We start from the raw sequence: 15,934 nt of genomic DNA on the forward strand, positions 1-15,934 counted from the left end.
ATGGCAGGTTTAAAACTTCAGGCAGTAACCAAAAGCTGGGACGGCAAAACCCAGGTGATTCAGCCGCTCACGCTCGACGTGGCGGACGGGGAGTTTATCGTGATGGTCGGCCCGTCCGGCTGTGGCAAATCCACCCTGTTGCGCATGGTGGCGGGGCTGGAGCGCGTGACCTCCGGGGATATCTGGATTGACCGTCAGCGCGTCACCGAGATGGAGCCGAAAGACAGAGGCATCGCGATGGTCTTCCAGAACTACGCTCTCTATCCGCACATGAGCGTGGAAGAGAACATGGCCTGGGGGCTGAAAATCCGCGGTATGGGCAAAGGCCATATCGAGGAGCGCGTGAAAGAAGCCGCCCGTATTCTGGAACTGGACGGCCTGCTCAAGCGCCGCCCGCGCGAGCTCTCCGGCGGCCAGCGCCAGCGCGTAGCGATGGGGCGCGCCATCGTGCGCGACCCGGCGGTATTTCTGTTCGACGAGCCGCTCTCTAACCTCGACGCCAAGCTGCGCGTGCAGATGCGCCTTGAGCTGCAGCAATTGCACCGTCGTCTGAAAACCACGTCGCTGTACGTTACCCACGATCAGGTCGAAGCCATGACCCTCGCCCAGCGCGTGATGGTGATGAACAAAGGCGTTGCCGAGCAGATTGGTACCCCGGTGGAAGTCTACGAGAAACCGGCCACCCGTTTCGTGGCGAGCTTTATCGGCAGCCCGGCGATGAACCTGCTGGAAGGGCGCATCAGCAGTGCGGGCTCGCACTTTGAGCTGGAAAGCGGGATGGCATTGCCGATCAACTGGTACTATCGTGGCTACGCCGGGCGTAAGATGACGCTCGGTATCCGCCCGGAACATATCGGTTTAACCACTCAGGCGGAAGGCGGCGTGCCGCTGGTCATGGACACGCTGGAGATGTTGGGTGCAGATAACCTGGCGCACGGGCGCTGGGGCGAGCAAAAAATGGTGGTGCGGCTGGCACATCAGGAGCGCCCTAAAGCAGGCAGTACGCTGTGGCTACACCTGCCGGAAAATCATCTGCACCTGTTTGACGGTGAAACAGGACAACGAGTATGAGCAACTGGCCTTATCCCCATGTCGTCGCCCACCGGGGCGGCGGTAAGCTGGCGCCGGAGAATACCCTGGCGGCGATTGACGTTGGCGCGCGCTACGGCCACACGATGATCGAGTTCGACGCCAAGCTGTCGAAAGACGGCGAGATTTTCCTGCTGCATGACGATAACCTCGAACGCACCAGCAACGGCTGGGGCGTCGCGGGCGAGCTGCCGTGGCGCGATCTGCTGAAAGTCGACGCCGGAAGCTGGTACAGCGGCGAATTCAAAGGCGAACCGCTGCCGCTGCTGGCGGAAGTGGCCGATCGCTGTCGCCAGCATGGCATGATGGCCAATATCGAAATTAAACCGACCACCGGCACCGGGCCGCTGACGGGCAACGTCATTGCCCTTGCTGCGCGCGAGCTGTGGGAGGGAATGACCGCGCCGCTGCTGTCATCATTTGAAATCGATGCGCTGGAGGCCGCACAGGCCGCAGCGCCGGAACTGCCGCGCGGGCTGCTGCTGGACGAGTGGCGCGAGGACTGGCGTGAACTGACGACGCGCTTAGCGTGTGTCTCTATTCATCTTAATCACAAGCTGCTGGATGAGGCGCGGGTGAAGATGCTGAAAGACGCGGGCCTGCATATTCTGGTTTACACCGTCAATAAACCCCAGCGTGCGGCCGAACTGCTGCGCTGGGGCGTGGACAGCATCTGTACCGATGCGATTGACCTGATCGGCCCGGACTTTAGTTCTGCGGATTAAGCATACTGCCATTCGACTGCGGCGGCAGCATATGCTGCTGTCCGCTGCCTGACGAGGTCATTCCACCTAACATTCCGCCGTTTTTATTCGGCAGCGGCTGCTCGCGCACCTGACCCTGCTGCACGCGCTGGGTGTTGGCGTTCATCTGATTTTGTAGGCTTTGTTGCTGCATCTGGGTCTGCGTTCTCAGTTGCTGATTCAGCATCCCTTTTTGCTGCTGTTGCTGGCTCATCATCTCGGTCTGCATACGCTGCTGGCTCGGGATGACATACCCCTGCTGGTTCGGGTTATTCATGGTGTTGAGTGGCTGTGCGAGCGCGGCAAAGGGGATCAGCGCCGTAAGAATCAATAAGCGTTTCATTGTCATTTCCTCCTTTTGAGGTCTCTCTTAAGTTTACCCTGATTTCACCATGACGATGATTTTTTAGGAGTTGTGAACCAGGCTTAAGCGGGGAATATGGATCCCTTCACCTGGAGAACAATAATGATGAAACCAACGTTTTTGCGCTGGGTCGCCCTCGCCGCGCTGATGGCAGGCGGTACATTTAGCGTGGCGGCCAACCCGCCCGCGGCGCCTCCGGTCTCTTACGGCGTGGAGGAAGATGTTTTTCATCCCGTGCGGGCAACCCACGGCATGGTGGCATCCGTGGATGCGCTGGCGACCCGCGTGGGCGTCGATATTCTCAGGCAGGGCGGTAACGCGGTGGATGCGGCGGTCGCCGTCGGCTACGCGCTGGCGGTGACGCACCCGCAGGCGGGGAACCTGGGCGGCGGTGGCTTTATGATGCTGCGCACCAAAGACGGGAAAACCACAGCCATCGACTTCCGTGAAATGGCGCCTTCTCAGGCGTCACGGGACATGTTCCTCGATGACCAGGGGAACCCGGACAGTAAAAAATCCCTGACCTCGCATCTCGCGTCCGGCACGCCGGGCACCGTTGCGGGCTTCTCGCTGGCGCTGGAAAAATACGGCACGATGCCGCTGAATAAGGTGGTACAGCCTGCTATCAAGCTGGCGCGGGAGGGCTTTGTGGTGAATGACGCGCTGGCAGACGACCTCAAAACCTACGGCAGCGAAGTGATTCCGAATCACGAAAACAGCAAGGCCATCTTCTGGAAAGACGGCGAGCCGCTGAAGAAGGGCGATAAGCTGGTGCAGAAGAACCTCGCCAAAAGCCTGGAGCTGATTGCGGAGCACGGTCCTGACGCTTTCTACAAAGGGGCGATTGCCGACCAGATTGCACAAGAGATGCAGAAGAACGGCGGGCTCATCACCAAAGCGGATCTGGCGGACTACAAGGCGGTAGAGCGCGAGCCGATTAGCGGCACCTACCGCGGGTACGAGGTCTTCTCCATGCCGCCACCGTCTTCCGGGGGCATTCACATCGTGCAGATCCTCAACATTCTTGAAAACTTCGATATGCACAAGTTCGGCTTCGGCAGCGCGGATGCCATGCAGATAATGGCGGAAGCGGAAAAACGCGCCTACGCCGACCGCTCGGAATATCTCGGCGATCCGGACTTCGTGAAGGTGCCGTGGCAGGCGCTGACTAATAAAGCCTATGCCAAATCTATTGCCGATCAGATCGACATCAACAAGGCTAAGCCGTCGAGCGAGATCCGCCCCGGCAAGCTGGCGCCGTATGAAAGCAACCAGACCACCCACTTCTCGGTGGTGGATAAAGACGGTAACGCGGTGGCGGTGACCTATACGCTCAACACGACCTTCGGCACCGGGATTGTGGCGGGTAACAGCGGCATTCTGCTGAATAATGAGATGGATGACTTCTCTGCCAAGCCGGGCGTGCCGAACGTCTACGGGCTGGTCGGCGGCGATGCGAACGCGGTAGGGCCGAAGAAACGTCCGCTGTCGTCCATGTCGCCCACCATCGTGGTGAAAGAGGGCAAAACCTGGCTGGTAACCGGTAGCCCGGGCGGCAGCCGGATTATCACCACCGTATTGCAGATGGTGGTGAACAGCATCGACTTTGGGATGAACGTCGCCGAAGCCACCAACGCCCCGCGATTCCACCACCAGTGGTTGCCGGACGAGCTGCGCGTCGAGAAGGGCTTTAGCCCGGACACCATTAAACTGCTTGAGCAGCGTGGGCAGAAGGTGGCGGTGAAAGAGGCGATGGGCAGCACCCAGAGCATTATGGTGGGGCCGGACGGAGCGCTGTTTGGCGCATCAGATCCGCGTTCGGTGGATGATTTGACGGCGGGGTATTGATTATTCCCCTCACCCTAACCCTCTCCCCATAGGGGAGAGGGGATTGCACGGTGCGGTCTTTTCTCCCTCGCCCCTATGGGGAGAGGGCCGGGGTGAGGGGTGTGTGTCACTTCATTCTCGCCATGTAGTACGCGTCCACATACTCGCCGTTGCGCAGGGCAAATTTCCTGCCGGTCCCTTCGATTTCAAAACCAAATTTCCGGTACAGCGCCAGTGCAGCAGGGTTATCGGCAAACACCGTCAATTCAATCCGTTCAACGCGCATCCAGTTATCGCACAGGTTGATCATCTCGCGCATCAGCGCACTGCCCACACCGCGTCCCTGTGCATGCGCTGCCACGCTAATACCGAACGTGGCCACATGGCTGCGTCGCGGGCTGGGTTCCACGTGGAACGCAAGGTCACCGACAATGTTCTCGTCAATGCAGGCAACCAGCCGTTTTAGGCCGGGTTTAGGCGTAAGCCGTTCCTGCCACATTTCAAGGGAAGGATGAGGTAGCTGTAGCGTGTCGTGATACACCCCCGGATGCATATAGTTCTGGCGTAAGGCTTCAGCATCTTTCGGTTCCGCATGGCGTATCACTATCTCACTCATTCCTTGTTCCTCAGTCAGTTAAAAGTCCCTTCCAACATCAATGACTTTAAAATTTGAGTCAACCGCTATTTTTTGCAAAAAGTATTGGACAAGTGCGAATGAGAATGATTATTATTGCTCTGCATTCAGGAAGACCCCTACGGGAACCTGAAAGCACGACATTGCTCACATTGCTTCCAGTATTACTTTAGCCAGCTTTTAGCTGGCTTTTTTTTTGTTATGGTTAGACTCAGTAACCTTCCAAAAGGACTGAGCTATGACACTACATTGCGCATTTATTGGATTTGGTAAAAGTACGACCCGCTATCACCTGCCGTATGTTCTTAACCGCAAAGACAGCTGGCATGTGGCCCATATCTACCGCCGCCGCGCGAAGCCGGAAGAGCAATCTCCGCAGTATTCCCACATCCACTTCACCAGCGATCTCGATGAGGTGCTTAACGACCCGCAGGTGAAGCTGGTGGTTGTCTGCACCCACGCCGACAGCCATTTTGACTATGCCAAATGCGCGCTCAATGCGGGTAAAAACGTGCTGGTAGAAAAGCCGTTCACCCCGACTATTGCCGAAGCGAAAGAGCTGTTCGCGCTGGCGAAAAGCAAAGGCCTGACCGTCACGCCGTATCAGAACCGTCGCTTTGACAGCTGCTTCCTGACGGCGAAAAAAGCGATTGAAAGCGGCAAGCTCGGCAACATCGTGGAAATCGAAAGTCACTTCGATTACTACCGTCCGGTGGCGGAAACGCAACCCGGACTGCCGCAGGATGGTTCGTTCTACGGGCTGGGCGTGCACACCATGGACCAGATCATCTCCCTGTTTGGCCGCCCGGACCACGTGGCGTATGACATTCGCAGCCTGCGCAACAAAGCCAACCCGGACGATACCTTCGAAGCCCAGTTGTTCTACGGCGACCTGAAGGCCATCGTCAAAACCAGCCACCTGGTGAAGATCGACTACCCGAAATTTATCGTTCACGGCACTAAAGGTTCGTTTATCAAATACGGTATCGACCGGCAGGAGACCAGCCTGAAGGCCAATATCATGCCGGGTGAACCAGGCTTTGCCGCGGACGATTCCGTGGGCGTGCTGGAGTATGTGAACGACGAGGGCGTGACGGTCAAAGAAACGCTGAAGCCGGAAACCGGCGACTATGGCCGCGTCTATGATGCGCTGTTTGAGACCCTCACAAACGGCACGGCGAATTACGTCAAGGAATCTGACGTTCTGACCAACCTCGAAATCCTTGAATGGGCCTTCGAACAGGCTTCTCCTGCCACGATAACCCTCGCAAAATAAGCAAAAACGGCTCCTCTGCACTTGTTCACAATTTTTGAACAGAGGAGTCAATTTTCACCCTCTATGATCCCAGACCGTTTGCGTCCACACTTACTCCATCGAAACGAACTGAGGGTGAAAACAATGATCTACTTACGCAAAGCAAACGAACGTGGTCACGCGAATCATGGCTGGCTGGACTCATGGCATTCATTCTCGTTTGCCGACTACTACGACCCGAACTTCATGGGCTTCTCCGCACTGCGCGTGATTAACGACGACGTGATTGATGCAGGCCAGGGCTTTGGTACCCACCCGCACAAAGACATGGAAATCCTGACCTATGTGCTGGAAGGCGCGGTTGAGCACCAGGACAGCATGGGCAACAAAGAGCAGGTTCCGGCGGGCGAGTTCCAGATTATGAGCGCGGGTACCGGGGTGCGTCACTCTGAGTACAACCCAAGCAAAACGGAAAAACTGCACCTGTATCAAATCTGGATCATTCCAGAAGAGACCGGCATCACGCCGCGCTACGAGCAGCGCCGCTTCGACGCGAAACAGGGTAAACAGCTGGTGCTCTCCCCGGATGCGCGTGAAGGCTCCCTGAAAGTGCATCAGGATATGGAGCTGTACCGCTGGGCGCTGGCGAAAGATGAACAGTCCGTGCATCAGATTGCCGCTAACCGCCGCGTCTGGATCCAGGTGGTGAAAGGCGACGTGTCCATCAACGGGACCAAAGCGACAACCGCCGATGGTCTGGCCATCTGGGACGAGCAGGCGATCTCCGTGCACGCCGACAGCGAAAGCGAAATTCTGCTGTTTGACCTGCCGCCGGTGTAATAAAACATAAATAAATCCCCATCCTTCCCTTTCACAGGGGAAGGATGGGCTTTGTCCGTGGTAAACTGAGCAAATCTCTCACTTCAAGATTTCTCAGGACGATGAAAAAGAAACGCCCCGTACTTCAGGATGTCGCCGATCGCGTCGGTGTGACCAAAATGACGGTCAGCCGTTTTTTACGTAACCCGGAACAGGTTTCCGTGGCGTTACGTGGCAAGATTGCCGCTGCCCTTGATGAACTGGGTTACATCCCCAACCGTGCACCCGATATTCTCTCGAATGCGACCAGCCGCGCGGTGGGCGTTCTGCTTCCTTCTTTGACCAACCAGGTTTTCGCCGAAGTATTACGTGGAATCGAAAGCGTTACCGATGCGTTTGGCTACCAGACCATGCTCGCCCACTACGGGTACAAGCCGGAACTCGAAGAGGAACGTCTTGAATCGATGCTTTCCTGGAACATTGACGGCCTGATTTTAACCGAACGAACCCACACTGCCCGCACGCTCAAAATGATTGAAGTGGCCGGTATCCCAGTCGTGGAGCTGATGGACAGCCAGTCGCCGTGCCTCGACATCGCCGTGGGGTTTGATAACTTCGAAGCGGCGCGTCAGATGACGGCGGCCATCATCGCCCGTGGGCATCGTCATATCGCCTATCTGGGTGCGCGTCTTGATGAACGTACTATCATCAAACAGAAGGGATACGAGCAGGCGATGCTCGACGCGAACTTAACCCCGTACAGCGTGATGGTGGAGCAGTCCTCTTCCTATACGTCGGGTATTGAGCTGATGCGTCAGGCGCGACGCGAGTATCCGCAACTGGACGGTATTTTCTGTACCAACGATGACCTTGCGGTCGGCGCAGCATTTGAGTGTCAGCGTCTGGGGCTGAAGATCCCTGATGATATGGCGATCGCCGGTTTCCACGGCCACGATATTGGCCAGGTGATGGAGCCGCGTCTGGCGAGCGTCCTGACGCCGCGTGAACGTATGGGCCGTATTGGCGCAGAACGCCTGCTGGCGCGCATTCGTGGCGAGACGGTGACCCCGAAAATGTTAGATTTAGGTTTCACCTTGTCACCGGGTGGATCTATTTGAACTGACAAATTTGAAGTAGCTCACACTTATTCACTTCGCGCACGTTTGGATATTGCTTCTCTTTTGCCCCAGCAGGACAATGTTACCGATAACTGTTACCCGTAACAATTGACTGAGGGACACCCTTTGAGCACGACTAATCACGATCACCACGTCTACGTCCTGATGGGCGTTTCCGGTAGCGGGAAATCAGCCGTGGCCAGCGAAGTGGCGCATCAACTCCAGGCTGCGTTTCTTGATGGCGACTTCCTCCATCCGCGCAGCAACATCATGAAAATGGCCTCCGGCGAGCCGCTGAACGACGACGACCGCAAACCGTGGTTGCAGGCGCTGAATGACGCCGCGTTCGCGATGCAGCGCACCAACAAAGTCTCCCTGATCGTCTGCTCCGCGCTGAAAAAAACCTATCGCGATCTGCTGCGTGACGGCAATCCGAACCTCTCTTTCATCTACCTGAAAGGGGATTTCGAGGTGATTGAAAGCCGCCTGAAGGCGCGTAAAGGTCACTTCTTCAAAACCCAGATGCTGGTAACGCAGTTCGAAGCGCTGCAGGAGCCGGGTGAAGACGAGAAAGACGTCTTAGTGGTTGATATCGATCAGTCACTGGAGGGTGTTGTTGCCAGCACCATCGAGGTCATTAATAAAAGGCAGTAAGTTTTGAGTACATTAACGCTAGTTTTGACAGCAGTGGGTTCGGTATTGCTGCTGCTGTTTTTAGTGATGAAGGCGCGTATGCACGCCTTTGTTGCTTTGATGGTGGTTTCTATTGGTGCAGGTCTCTTTTCCGGTATGCCGCTCGACAAGATCGCCGCGACGATGGAAAAAGGGATGGGCGGTACGCTGGGCTTCCTGGCGATTGTGGTCGCGCTGGGCGCGATGTTTGGCAAGATTTTGCACGAGACGGGTGCGGTCGACCAGATTGCCGTCAAGATGCTGAAATCCTTTGGCCACAGCCGTGCGCACTACGCGATTGGTCTGGCCGGTCTGATTTGCGCGCTGCCGCTGTTCTTCGAAGTGGCCGTTGTGCTGCTGATAAGCGTCGCATTCTCCATGGCGCGCCATACCGGTACTAACCTCGTGAAGCTGGTCATTCCGCTGTTTGCGGGCGTGGCGGCGGCGGCGGCGTTTCTGCTGCCGGGACCCGCCCCGATGCTGCTGGCCTCCCAGATGCACGCCGATTTTGGCTGGATGATTCTGATTGGCCTGTGCGCGGCAATCCCGGGGATGATCATCGCCGGCCCGCTGTGGGGCAATTTCATCAGCCGTTACGTTGAGCTGCATATTCCGGATGACATCACCGAGCCGCACCTGGGCGAGGGCAAAATGCCATCCTTCGGCTTCAGCCTGTCGCTGATCCTGCTGCCGCTGGTGCTGGTGGGTCTGAAAACCATCGCTGCGCGCTTTGTGCCGGTGGGGTCCACTGCCTACGAGTGGTTTGAGTTCATCGGTCACCCGTTCACGGCGATCCTGGTGGCGTGTCTGGTGGCGATTTACGGCCTGGCGATGCGTCAGGGGATGCCAAAAGATCGGGTGATGGAGATCTGCGGTGCGGCGCTGCAGCCTGCGGGGATTATCCTGCTGGTGATCGGTGCAGGCGGCGTGTTCAAGCAGGTGCTGGTGGATTCCGGCGTGGGCCCGGCTCTGGGTGAAGCGCTGACCGGGATGGGCCTGCCGATTGCGGTGACCTGCTTTGTGCTGGCTGCGGCGGTACGTATCATCCAGGGTTCTGCTACCGTGGCGTGTTTAACCGCCGTGGGTCTGGTGATGCCGGTGATTGAACAGCTGAACTACTCCGGTGCCCAGATGGCCGCGCTTTCTATTTGTATCGCGGGTGGTTCGATTGTGGTCTCTCACGTTAACGACGCCGGCTTCTGGCTGTTCGGTAAGTTTACCGGCGCCACCGAAGCGCAAACCCTGAAAACCTGGACGCTGATGGAAACCATTCTCGGCACGACGGGTGCAATTGTCGGGATGATTGCCTTTACGCTGCTCAGCTAAATGCGGTGATTTAACAAGGCTAAAAATAAGGCCCGGTAGCGTCAGCGCTTACCGGGCCTTTTTATTATCCAGGGCGTCAGGCCGGGCCATAACCCGGCATTGTGTTACTCGCCCTGCGTGGCGCTCTCAATCGTCAAGCGCACGTCCGAGGTAATCAGCTCTGCCAGCATCTGGTACACCTTCAGCGTCTCTTCCGGCTCGGCATCACCCGTATCGCTGATGAAGCCTTCATCACGCAGCGTCAGCACCAGGGAACTGAAGACCGCTTTGTCGAAGAATTCAGGGGCGTTAATGCCGTGCAGAACGGACAGGCGCTGGGCCAGCGTCCGGCTCTCTTTCTCCAGCGTACCGCGGTTGATAGACGGATTCGCGCTCAGCAGCCAGAACGTAATGGCGTAGCGCTGCAGCGTTTCGCGCGCACCGGCCGCCAGCAACTGCAGGGTGCGGGAGCGTGACGGATTGATGTGCAGCTCGTCGTTGTTCAGGGTAATCAGCCCCTGGCGACGCATCTCTTCCGTCATCTTATCCAGTTCTGTCGCCAGCTCATCCTTACTCCAGCGCAGGAACAACTCCGCTTTCAGCATCGGATAGATGGTCTCAAGATGGCGCAATAGCTCCTGACGGGAGATATGACGATGCTGGGTAATAATGGCGGCCATGAGCGACGGCAGCATCAGCATATGCGTGATGTTGTTGCGGTAGTAGGTCATCAGCACTGCCTGCTCGCGCGGCAGAATGATGATGTCGCCGATCGTGTCCTTTTCGACCTCAAACTTGTTCATCTGCAACGCGTGATCGATAAGTTCACTGGCGGTTGCAGAAGGCACGGTCGAATCAACCGAGTACGGCACGTTACGCATCATATCCAGATAGCAATCCAGCTGCTCCGTGAGCTGTTCACGGGTCAGCGAGCGCTGACGTGAAGCCAGAAGTGCCGTACAGCACAGGTTCATGGCGTTAGCCGCACCGGCGTTGTTAATGCGCACCATCAGCTCGGATGCGATGCCGTTAACCGTTGGCGTCAGCCAGGCCGGACGCACCGCTTCGATAGGATCGATGGACTCGCGCCACTCCGGAACGTGATGGTTCAGGTACGTCATCAGCGGCATCGGCTCACCGAAGTTCACGTAGCCCTGACCGAGATTACGCAGCTTGCTCAAGCCGCGCAGCATCTGCGGCAGGCTCTCTTTCTCTTTGGTCGCACCACGCAGCTCTTTCGCATATGTGCCCACTTCCATCACGTGCTCGTAGCCGATGTAGATAGGCACCAGCGTGATCGGACGGGTACCTCCGCGCAGCATCGCCTGGATGGTCATCGATAGCGTGCCGGTCTTCGGATCGAGCAGACGTCCGGTACGGGAACGACCGCCCTCCACGAAGTACTCCACGGAATAGCCGCGGCTGAACAGCTCGCCCAGATACTCGCGGAACACGGTGGAATAGAGCTTGTTGCCCTTGAAGGTACGACGAATAAAGAACGCGCCCAGGCGGCGGAAAATCGGACCTGCTGGCCAGAAGTTCAGGTTGATACCGGCTGCGATGTGCGGTGGTACCAGCCCCTGATGATAGAGCACGTAGGAAAGGAGCAGGTAGTCCATGTGGCTGCGGTGGCAGGGGACATAGACAATCTCATGGCCATCATGCGCCAGCTGACGCACGCGCTCGGCGTTATGGACGTTGATGCCCTGATAGAGGCGGTTCCACGTAAAGCCGAGAATACGATCGGACAGGCGAATCATCTCGTAAGAGAAGTTCGCTGCAATCTCTTCCATCAGCGCAATGGCGTTCTGCTGGGCTTTCTCATGCGAAATTTTCTTGCTGCGCGCTTCATCTTCAACGGCGCGGGCAATCGCTTTGGAGGCCAACAGCTTGTTGAACAGATCCTGACGCGCCGGGAGGCGTGGTCCTACGGCAGCCAGGCGCTGACGGGCGAAGTGCATACGCGCCACGCGCGCCAGTTTTTGCGCGATGATCTTGTCGGTGCCGTGCTCGTCCGCCATGCGACGCAGCGAAACGGAAGGGGAGAAACGCACAAAGCTGTCGCGTCCCAGCCAGGAGACCGCGAAGAACTTCTGGATGCCGTTAAGCATGCGCAATGGCGGATTCTCTTCGCCTTTTTCACGGCCCGGACGACGACCAAACATCACCGATACCGGCACCATCTGCACATCCAGGTCGGGATTGCTGCGGTGCAGGTCGAGATAGTCATGGAACAGCTTGATGGACTCTTCTTTTGGCGTGTAATAGGTAAACACGCGTGGTCCACCGTGAATGAACACGTAGCGCGGCAGCAGCGTACCGTCAACTTCCAGCGGTTCAAGCGGGTCAGGTAAGTCATGCGCCAGACACTGGGCGCGAAGCGTCAGTAAGTCAGCCTTCGAGTTATAAGGCAAAACGTACATAATGGGGCGTGACGTATCGAGCCCCAATTCCAGCGCGGGTTCTGCTGGGATAGACTTGCTTTTTACCAGGATGCTTAATGGTAAATTAAGTAATTTGTAGTAAATTCGTGGCCAGCCGGACATAAACGATGTAAAGCCTCTGGTTAATAATGCAATTGCGGCGCAAGGATAACAGAAAGCGCGCAAAATTTCTGTTGTTACCCGTCATACTTCAGGCTGAAGCGAAACGCGCTACGGCTCCTGTTACTGACGCTCTTTTTTAAAAAAGGTTCTTTTAATGGCCAATAATACCACTGGGTTAACACGTATCATCAAAGCCGCCGGCTATTCATGGAAAGGTTTCCGTGCCGCATGGGTCAACGAAGCCGCCTTTCGCCAGGAGGGCGTCGCCGCTATCATCGCGGTGATCGTCGCCTGTTTCCTTGATGTTGATGCGATTACCCGCGTACTGCTTATCGGTTCCGTTCTTCTGGTGATGATAGTGGAAATTCTTAATAGCGCTATTGAGGCCGTTGTGGATCGCATTGGTTCCGATTTCCATGAGCTTTCTGGCCGTGCAAAAGACATGGGCTCTGCTGCCGTGTTGCTGGCGATTATCACTGCCGTTATCACCTGGGTCACGCTGCTTTGGTCACATTTCCGATGAGCCTCGAGGAATAATTAAGTCCCTGGTTTTTTGTGCAGTTTTTGGTTCCAAAATCGCCTTTGACTGTATATACTCACAGCATAACTGTATATACACCCAGGGGGCGGAATGAAAGCGTTAACGACCAGGCAGCAAGAGGTGTTTGATCTCATCCGGGATCATATCGGCCAGACGGGTATGCCACCCACGCGTGCGGAAATCGCGCAGCGTCTGGGTTTCCGTTCTCCAAATGCTGCCGAAGAACACCTGAAAGCGCTGGCGCGTAAGGGCGTGATTGAGATTGTCTCGGGCGCGTCACGGGGTATCCGCCTGCTGGTGGAAGAAGAGACGGGCATTCCGCTGATAGGGCGTGTTGCTGCCGGTGAGCCTTTACTGGCTCAGCAGCATATTGAAGGCCATTACCAGGTCGATCCTGGCATGTTCAAACCGAGTGCTGACTTCCTGCTGCGCGTCAGCGGCATGTCGATGAAAGACATCGGTATTCTTGATGGCGATCTGCTTGCGGTGCATAAAACACAGGATGTGCGAAACGGCCAGGTGGTGGTGGCGCGCATTGATGACGAAGTGACCGTTAAGCGTCTGAAAAAACAGGGTAACAGCGTACAGTTGCTGCCTGAAAACAGCGAGTTTTCACCCATTGTGGTCGATCTCCGCGAACAGAACTTCTCTATCGAAGGACTGGCGGTCGGGGTGATTCGCAACGGTGAATGGCTGTAACCTCTTCCTGACAGGCTATGGCACCGCTGTAGCCTGATTCATTCCCCACTCCCGGTATCTTTCATGTCACTGCTGACGGCATCTGATAAGGCATTGTGGCGTCTTGCTCTGCCGATGATTTTCTCTAATATTACCGTGCCCTTGCTGGGTCTGGTCGATACTGCCGTTATAGGCCATCTTGATTCACCGGTTTATCTTGGCGGCGTGGCGATTGGCGCGACGGCAACCAGCTTCCTGTTTATGCTGCTGCTCTTTTTGCGCATGAGCACCACCGGTCTTACCGCACAGGCTTATGGCGCGAAAGATCCGCTGCGTCTGGCGCGCGCGCTGGTGCAGCCGCTGATCCTCGCGCTTGGCGCGGGTGCGTTCATCGTTTTATTGCGGGCACCCCTGATCGATCTTGCGCTTCATATTGTTGGCGGCAGCGAGGCGGTATTAGAGCAGGCGCGACGTTTCCTTGAAATCCGCTGGCTCAGCGCGCCCGCGTCGCTGGCTAACCTGGTTCTGCTGGGGTGGCTACTGGGCGTGCAGTACGCCCGTGCGCCCGTGATTTTGCTGGTGGTGGGTAACCTGCTCAACATTGTTCTGGATGTCTGGCTGGTCATGGGTCTGCATATGAACGTGCAGGGCGCGGCGCTGGCAACGGCGATTGCCGAATACGGGACCTTTATCATTGGCTTATGGATGGTCTGGCGGGTACTGGCCATGCGCGGGATCTCTCTGGCGCTGCTCAAAACCGCTTGGCGCGGCAATATCCGTAAGCTGCTGGCCCTCAACCGTGACATCATGCTGCGCTCGCTTCTTCTCCAGCTTTGCTTCGGGGCACTGACGGTTTTCGGAGCTCGACTGGGGCCAGACATCGTCGCGGTCAACGCAGTATTGATGACGTTGCTGACGTTTACCGCCTACGCGCTGGACGGTTTTGCCTATGCGGTTGAAGCGCATTCCGGGCAGGCGTACGGGGCGCGCGAAAGCGGTCAGCTTCGGGAGGTCTGGCGGGCTGCCTGCCGTCAGTCGGGACTGGTGGCGCTGGCCTTTGGTCTGGTTTACGCCTGCTTCGGTGAGCAGATCGTTGCATTGCTTACCTCTCTCCCTGCGCTGCGTGAGCTGGCGAGCCACTATCTCATCTGGCAAGTCGTCTTACCGGTGGTTGGCGTCTGGTGTTATCTGCTGGACGGCATGTTTATTGGTGCGACGCGCGGGGCCGAAATGCGCAACAGTATGGCCGTCGCGGCGGCTGGGTTTGGTCTGACGCTGCTGACGCTCCCCTGGCTGGGTAATCATGGTTTGTGGCTGGCCCTGGCCGTCTTCCTCTCACTGCGCGGGTTATCGCTGGCGTTTATCTGGCATCGACACTGGCAAAACAATACCTGGTTTCCCCCGCGCCACGATATATCGTGACGGTTAAAGATTCCGAATATGAAATTAACCACGGAATCCTTAACTACAATAATTATCACGTCCAGCAGAAAAGAACGTAACGGACGTTACGACCCGACGCTTAACGAAGAGGACACGATGATGAATAAAGACGAAATCGGCGGCAACTGGAAGCAGTTCAAAGGTAAAGCGAAAGAACAGTGGGGTAAGCTGACGGATGACGACATGACCGTCATCGAAGGTAAACGCGATCAGCTTGTCGGTAAAATTCAGGAACGTTACGGCTACGCAAAAGACCAGGCGGAAAAAGAAGTGGGCGACTGGGAAAAACGCAACGACTACCGCTGGTAACGCTGAATAACCCACAGGGCGGCTTTAAGCCGCCTTTTCTTTTGCCGTTAACGCGGCTTTTTCTTCACCAGAATAGAGTGGTCGTGCTGACACGCGTCCTGATGACGACAGGCTTCCACCTCCACGCACGCGGAACAGAGCCCGTGCGCCTCAATTACGTTATGACGCAGGGCAAAACCCATTTTCGCTGCCAGTGTATGCATAATATCTTCCACGCCTTCCGCAGCCTCTTCTTTCACCACGCCGCAGCGGTCACAGATAAACATCGCCGATGTGTGGGTGGGCTGATCGAACAGATGGCACAGCACATAGCTGTTGGTGGATTCCACCTTGTGCACAAAACCTTGTTCAAGCAGGAAATCCAGTGCGCGATAGACCGTCGGCGGCTTTGCCTGTGGTTCGCTTTCGCGGAGCAGATCCAGCAGATCGTAGGCGCTGATGGCACCCTGCTGCAGGCTCATCAGACGTAAGACTTCAAGGCGCTGCGGAGTCAGGCGCACATTGCGTTGCGCACACAGCTTTTCGGCCTGCGCTAACAGCTCTTTTGTGGACTTATCCATGTAGCACCCCGGATGTTATAGGACGGAAAAC

General features: G+C 56.7%; 16 protein-coding genes. 12 read left to right on the top strand and 4 right to left on the bottom strand.

What is annotated here, in order from left to right; translation table 11 throughout:
- Both F3J31_RS20670 and ugpQ read left to right on the top strand, forming a co-directional pair.
- Positions 1 to 1,071, top strand: coding sequence for a sn-glycerol-3-phosphate import ATP-binding protein UgpC (locus F3J31_RS20670; RefSeq protein WP_045909162.1), 1,071 nt, complete (start codon positions 1 to 3; stop codon positions 1,069 to 1,071).
- Positions 1,068 to 1,814 (top strand): glycerophosphodiester phosphodiesterase, encoded by a 747-nt coding sequence (ugpQ, locus tag F3J31_RS20675; protein ID WP_167215057.1) that lies wholly within the window; start codon positions 1,068 to 1,070, stop codon positions 1,812 to 1,814. Before F3J31_RS20670 ends, ugpQ begins: the two co-directional genes overlap by 4 nt.
- On the opposite strand, the gene F3J31_RS20680 is transcribed toward ugpQ, so the two are convergent.
- The gene (locus F3J31_RS20680; RefSeq protein ID WP_045328887.1) at positions 1,798 to 2,175 is read right to left on the bottom strand and encodes a DUF2756 family protein; all 378 of its coding nucleotides are present in this window, start codon (positions 2,173 to 2,175) and stop codon (positions 1,798 to 1,800) included. The two genes, ugpQ and F3J31_RS20680, sit on opposite strands and share 17 nt — an antisense overlap.
- Before the next feature lie 123 nt (positions 2,176 to 2,298).
- Here F3J31_RS20680 and ggt point away from each other — a divergent pair, with 123 nt between their 5' ends.
- Entirely contained in the window at positions 2,299 to 4,044 is a 1,746-nt protein-coding gene (gene ggt / locus F3J31_RS20685) for a gamma-glutamyltransferase (protein WP_175430170.1), read from the top strand.
- Positions 4,045 to 4,150: 106 nt separating this feature from the next.
- Here the strand turns inward: ggt and yhhY are convergent, their stop codons facing one another.
- Complete coding sequence (gene yhhY / locus F3J31_RS20690; RefSeq protein ID WP_041911548.1) at positions 4,151 to 4,639, bottom strand: N-acetyltransferase; 489 nt, start codon at positions 4,637 to 4,639, stop codon at positions 4,151 to 4,153.
- A 256-nt stretch (positions 4,640 to 4,895) separates the two neighbouring features.
- Between yhhY and F3J31_RS20695 the strand changes: the two genes are divergently transcribed.
- The 5 genes from F3J31_RS20695 (at position 4,896) to gntU (ending at position 9,847) form a co-directional block, all read left to right on the top strand.
- Positions 4,896 to 5,933, top strand: coding sequence for an oxidoreductase (locus tag F3J31_RS20695; protein WP_167215060.1), 1,038 nt, complete (start codon positions 4,896 to 4,898; stop codon positions 5,931 to 5,933).
- 123 nt (positions 5,934 to 6,056) lie between these two features.
- Positions 6,057 to 6,752 (top strand): pirin family protein, encoded by a 696-nt coding sequence (locus F3J31_RS20700; RefSeq protein ID WP_021242746.1) that lies wholly within the window; start codon positions 6,057 to 6,059, stop codon positions 6,750 to 6,752.
- A gap of 101 nt (positions 6,753 to 6,853) precedes the next feature.
- The gene (gntR, locus tag F3J31_RS20705; RefSeq protein WP_021242747.1) at positions 6,854 to 7,849 is read left to right on the top strand and encodes a gluconate operon transcriptional repressor GntR; all 996 of its coding nucleotides are present in this window, start codon (positions 6,854 to 6,856) and stop codon (positions 7,847 to 7,849) included.
- A 126-nt stretch (positions 7,850 to 7,975) separates the two neighbouring features.
- Positions 7,976 to 8,503 carry a gluconokinase gene (gene gntK / locus F3J31_RS20710; protein WP_008503362.1) on the top strand — a complete coding sequence of 176 codons (528 nt, stop codon included), beginning with the start codon at positions 7,976 to 7,978 and terminating at the stop codon, positions 8,501 to 8,503.
- A 3-nt stretch (positions 8,504 to 8,506) separates the two neighbouring features.
- A complete protein-coding gene (gntU, locus tag F3J31_RS20715; RefSeq protein ID WP_014833577.1) occupies positions 8,507 to 9,847 on the top strand; it encodes a gluconate transporter in 1,341 nt (446 codons plus the stop codon).
- A 104-nt stretch (positions 9,848 to 9,951) separates the two neighbouring features.
- On the opposite strand, the gene plsB is transcribed toward gntU, so the two are convergent.
- Positions 9,952 to 12,372 carry a glycerol-3-phosphate 1-O-acyltransferase PlsB gene (gene plsB, locus F3J31_RS20720; protein WP_021242749.1) on the bottom strand — a complete coding sequence of 807 codons (2,421 nt, stop codon included), beginning with the start codon at positions 12,370 to 12,372 and terminating at the stop codon, positions 9,952 to 9,954.
- A gap of 154 nt (positions 12,373 to 12,526) precedes the next feature.
- Here plsB and F3J31_RS20725 point away from each other — a divergent pair, with 154 nt between their 5' ends.
- From F3J31_RS20725 to F3J31_RS20740, 4 genes are all read left to right on the top strand, one after another.
- Positions 12,527 to 12,895, top strand: a complete 369-nt coding sequence (locus F3J31_RS20725; protein WP_021242750.1) for a diacylglycerol kinase — start codon at positions 12,527 to 12,529, stop codon at positions 12,893 to 12,895.
- Between the two features lie 108 nt (positions 12,896 to 13,003).
- Entirely contained in the window at positions 13,004 to 13,612 is a 609-nt protein-coding gene (lexA, locus tag F3J31_RS20730; RefSeq protein ID WP_045909165.1) for a transcriptional repressor LexA, read from the top strand.
- Positions 13,613 to 13,675: 63 nt separating this feature from the next.
- Entirely contained in the window at positions 13,676 to 15,013 is a 1,338-nt protein-coding gene (dinF, locus tag F3J31_RS20735; protein ID WP_167215063.1) for an MATE family efflux transporter DinF, read from the top strand.
- A 120-nt stretch (positions 15,014 to 15,133) separates the two neighbouring features.
- Positions 15,134 to 15,343, top strand: coding sequence for a CsbD family protein (locus F3J31_RS20740; protein ID WP_014830284.1), 210 nt, complete (start codon positions 15,134 to 15,136; stop codon positions 15,341 to 15,343).
- A gap of 47 nt (positions 15,344 to 15,390) precedes the next feature.
- Here the strand turns inward: F3J31_RS20740 and zur are convergent, their stop codons facing one another.
- Entirely contained in the window at positions 15,391 to 15,903 is a 513-nt protein-coding gene (gene zur / locus F3J31_RS20745) for a zinc uptake transcriptional repressor Zur (protein WP_008503369.1), read from the bottom strand.
- Between the last annotated feature and the right edge of the window lie 31 nt (positions 15,904 to 15,934).

The organism is Enterobacter sp. Acro-832 (genome assembly GCF_011752745.1).
Lineage (GTDB): Bacteria > Pseudomonadota > Gammaproteobacteria > Enterobacterales > Enterobacteriaceae > Enterobacter > Enterobacter quasiroggenkampii.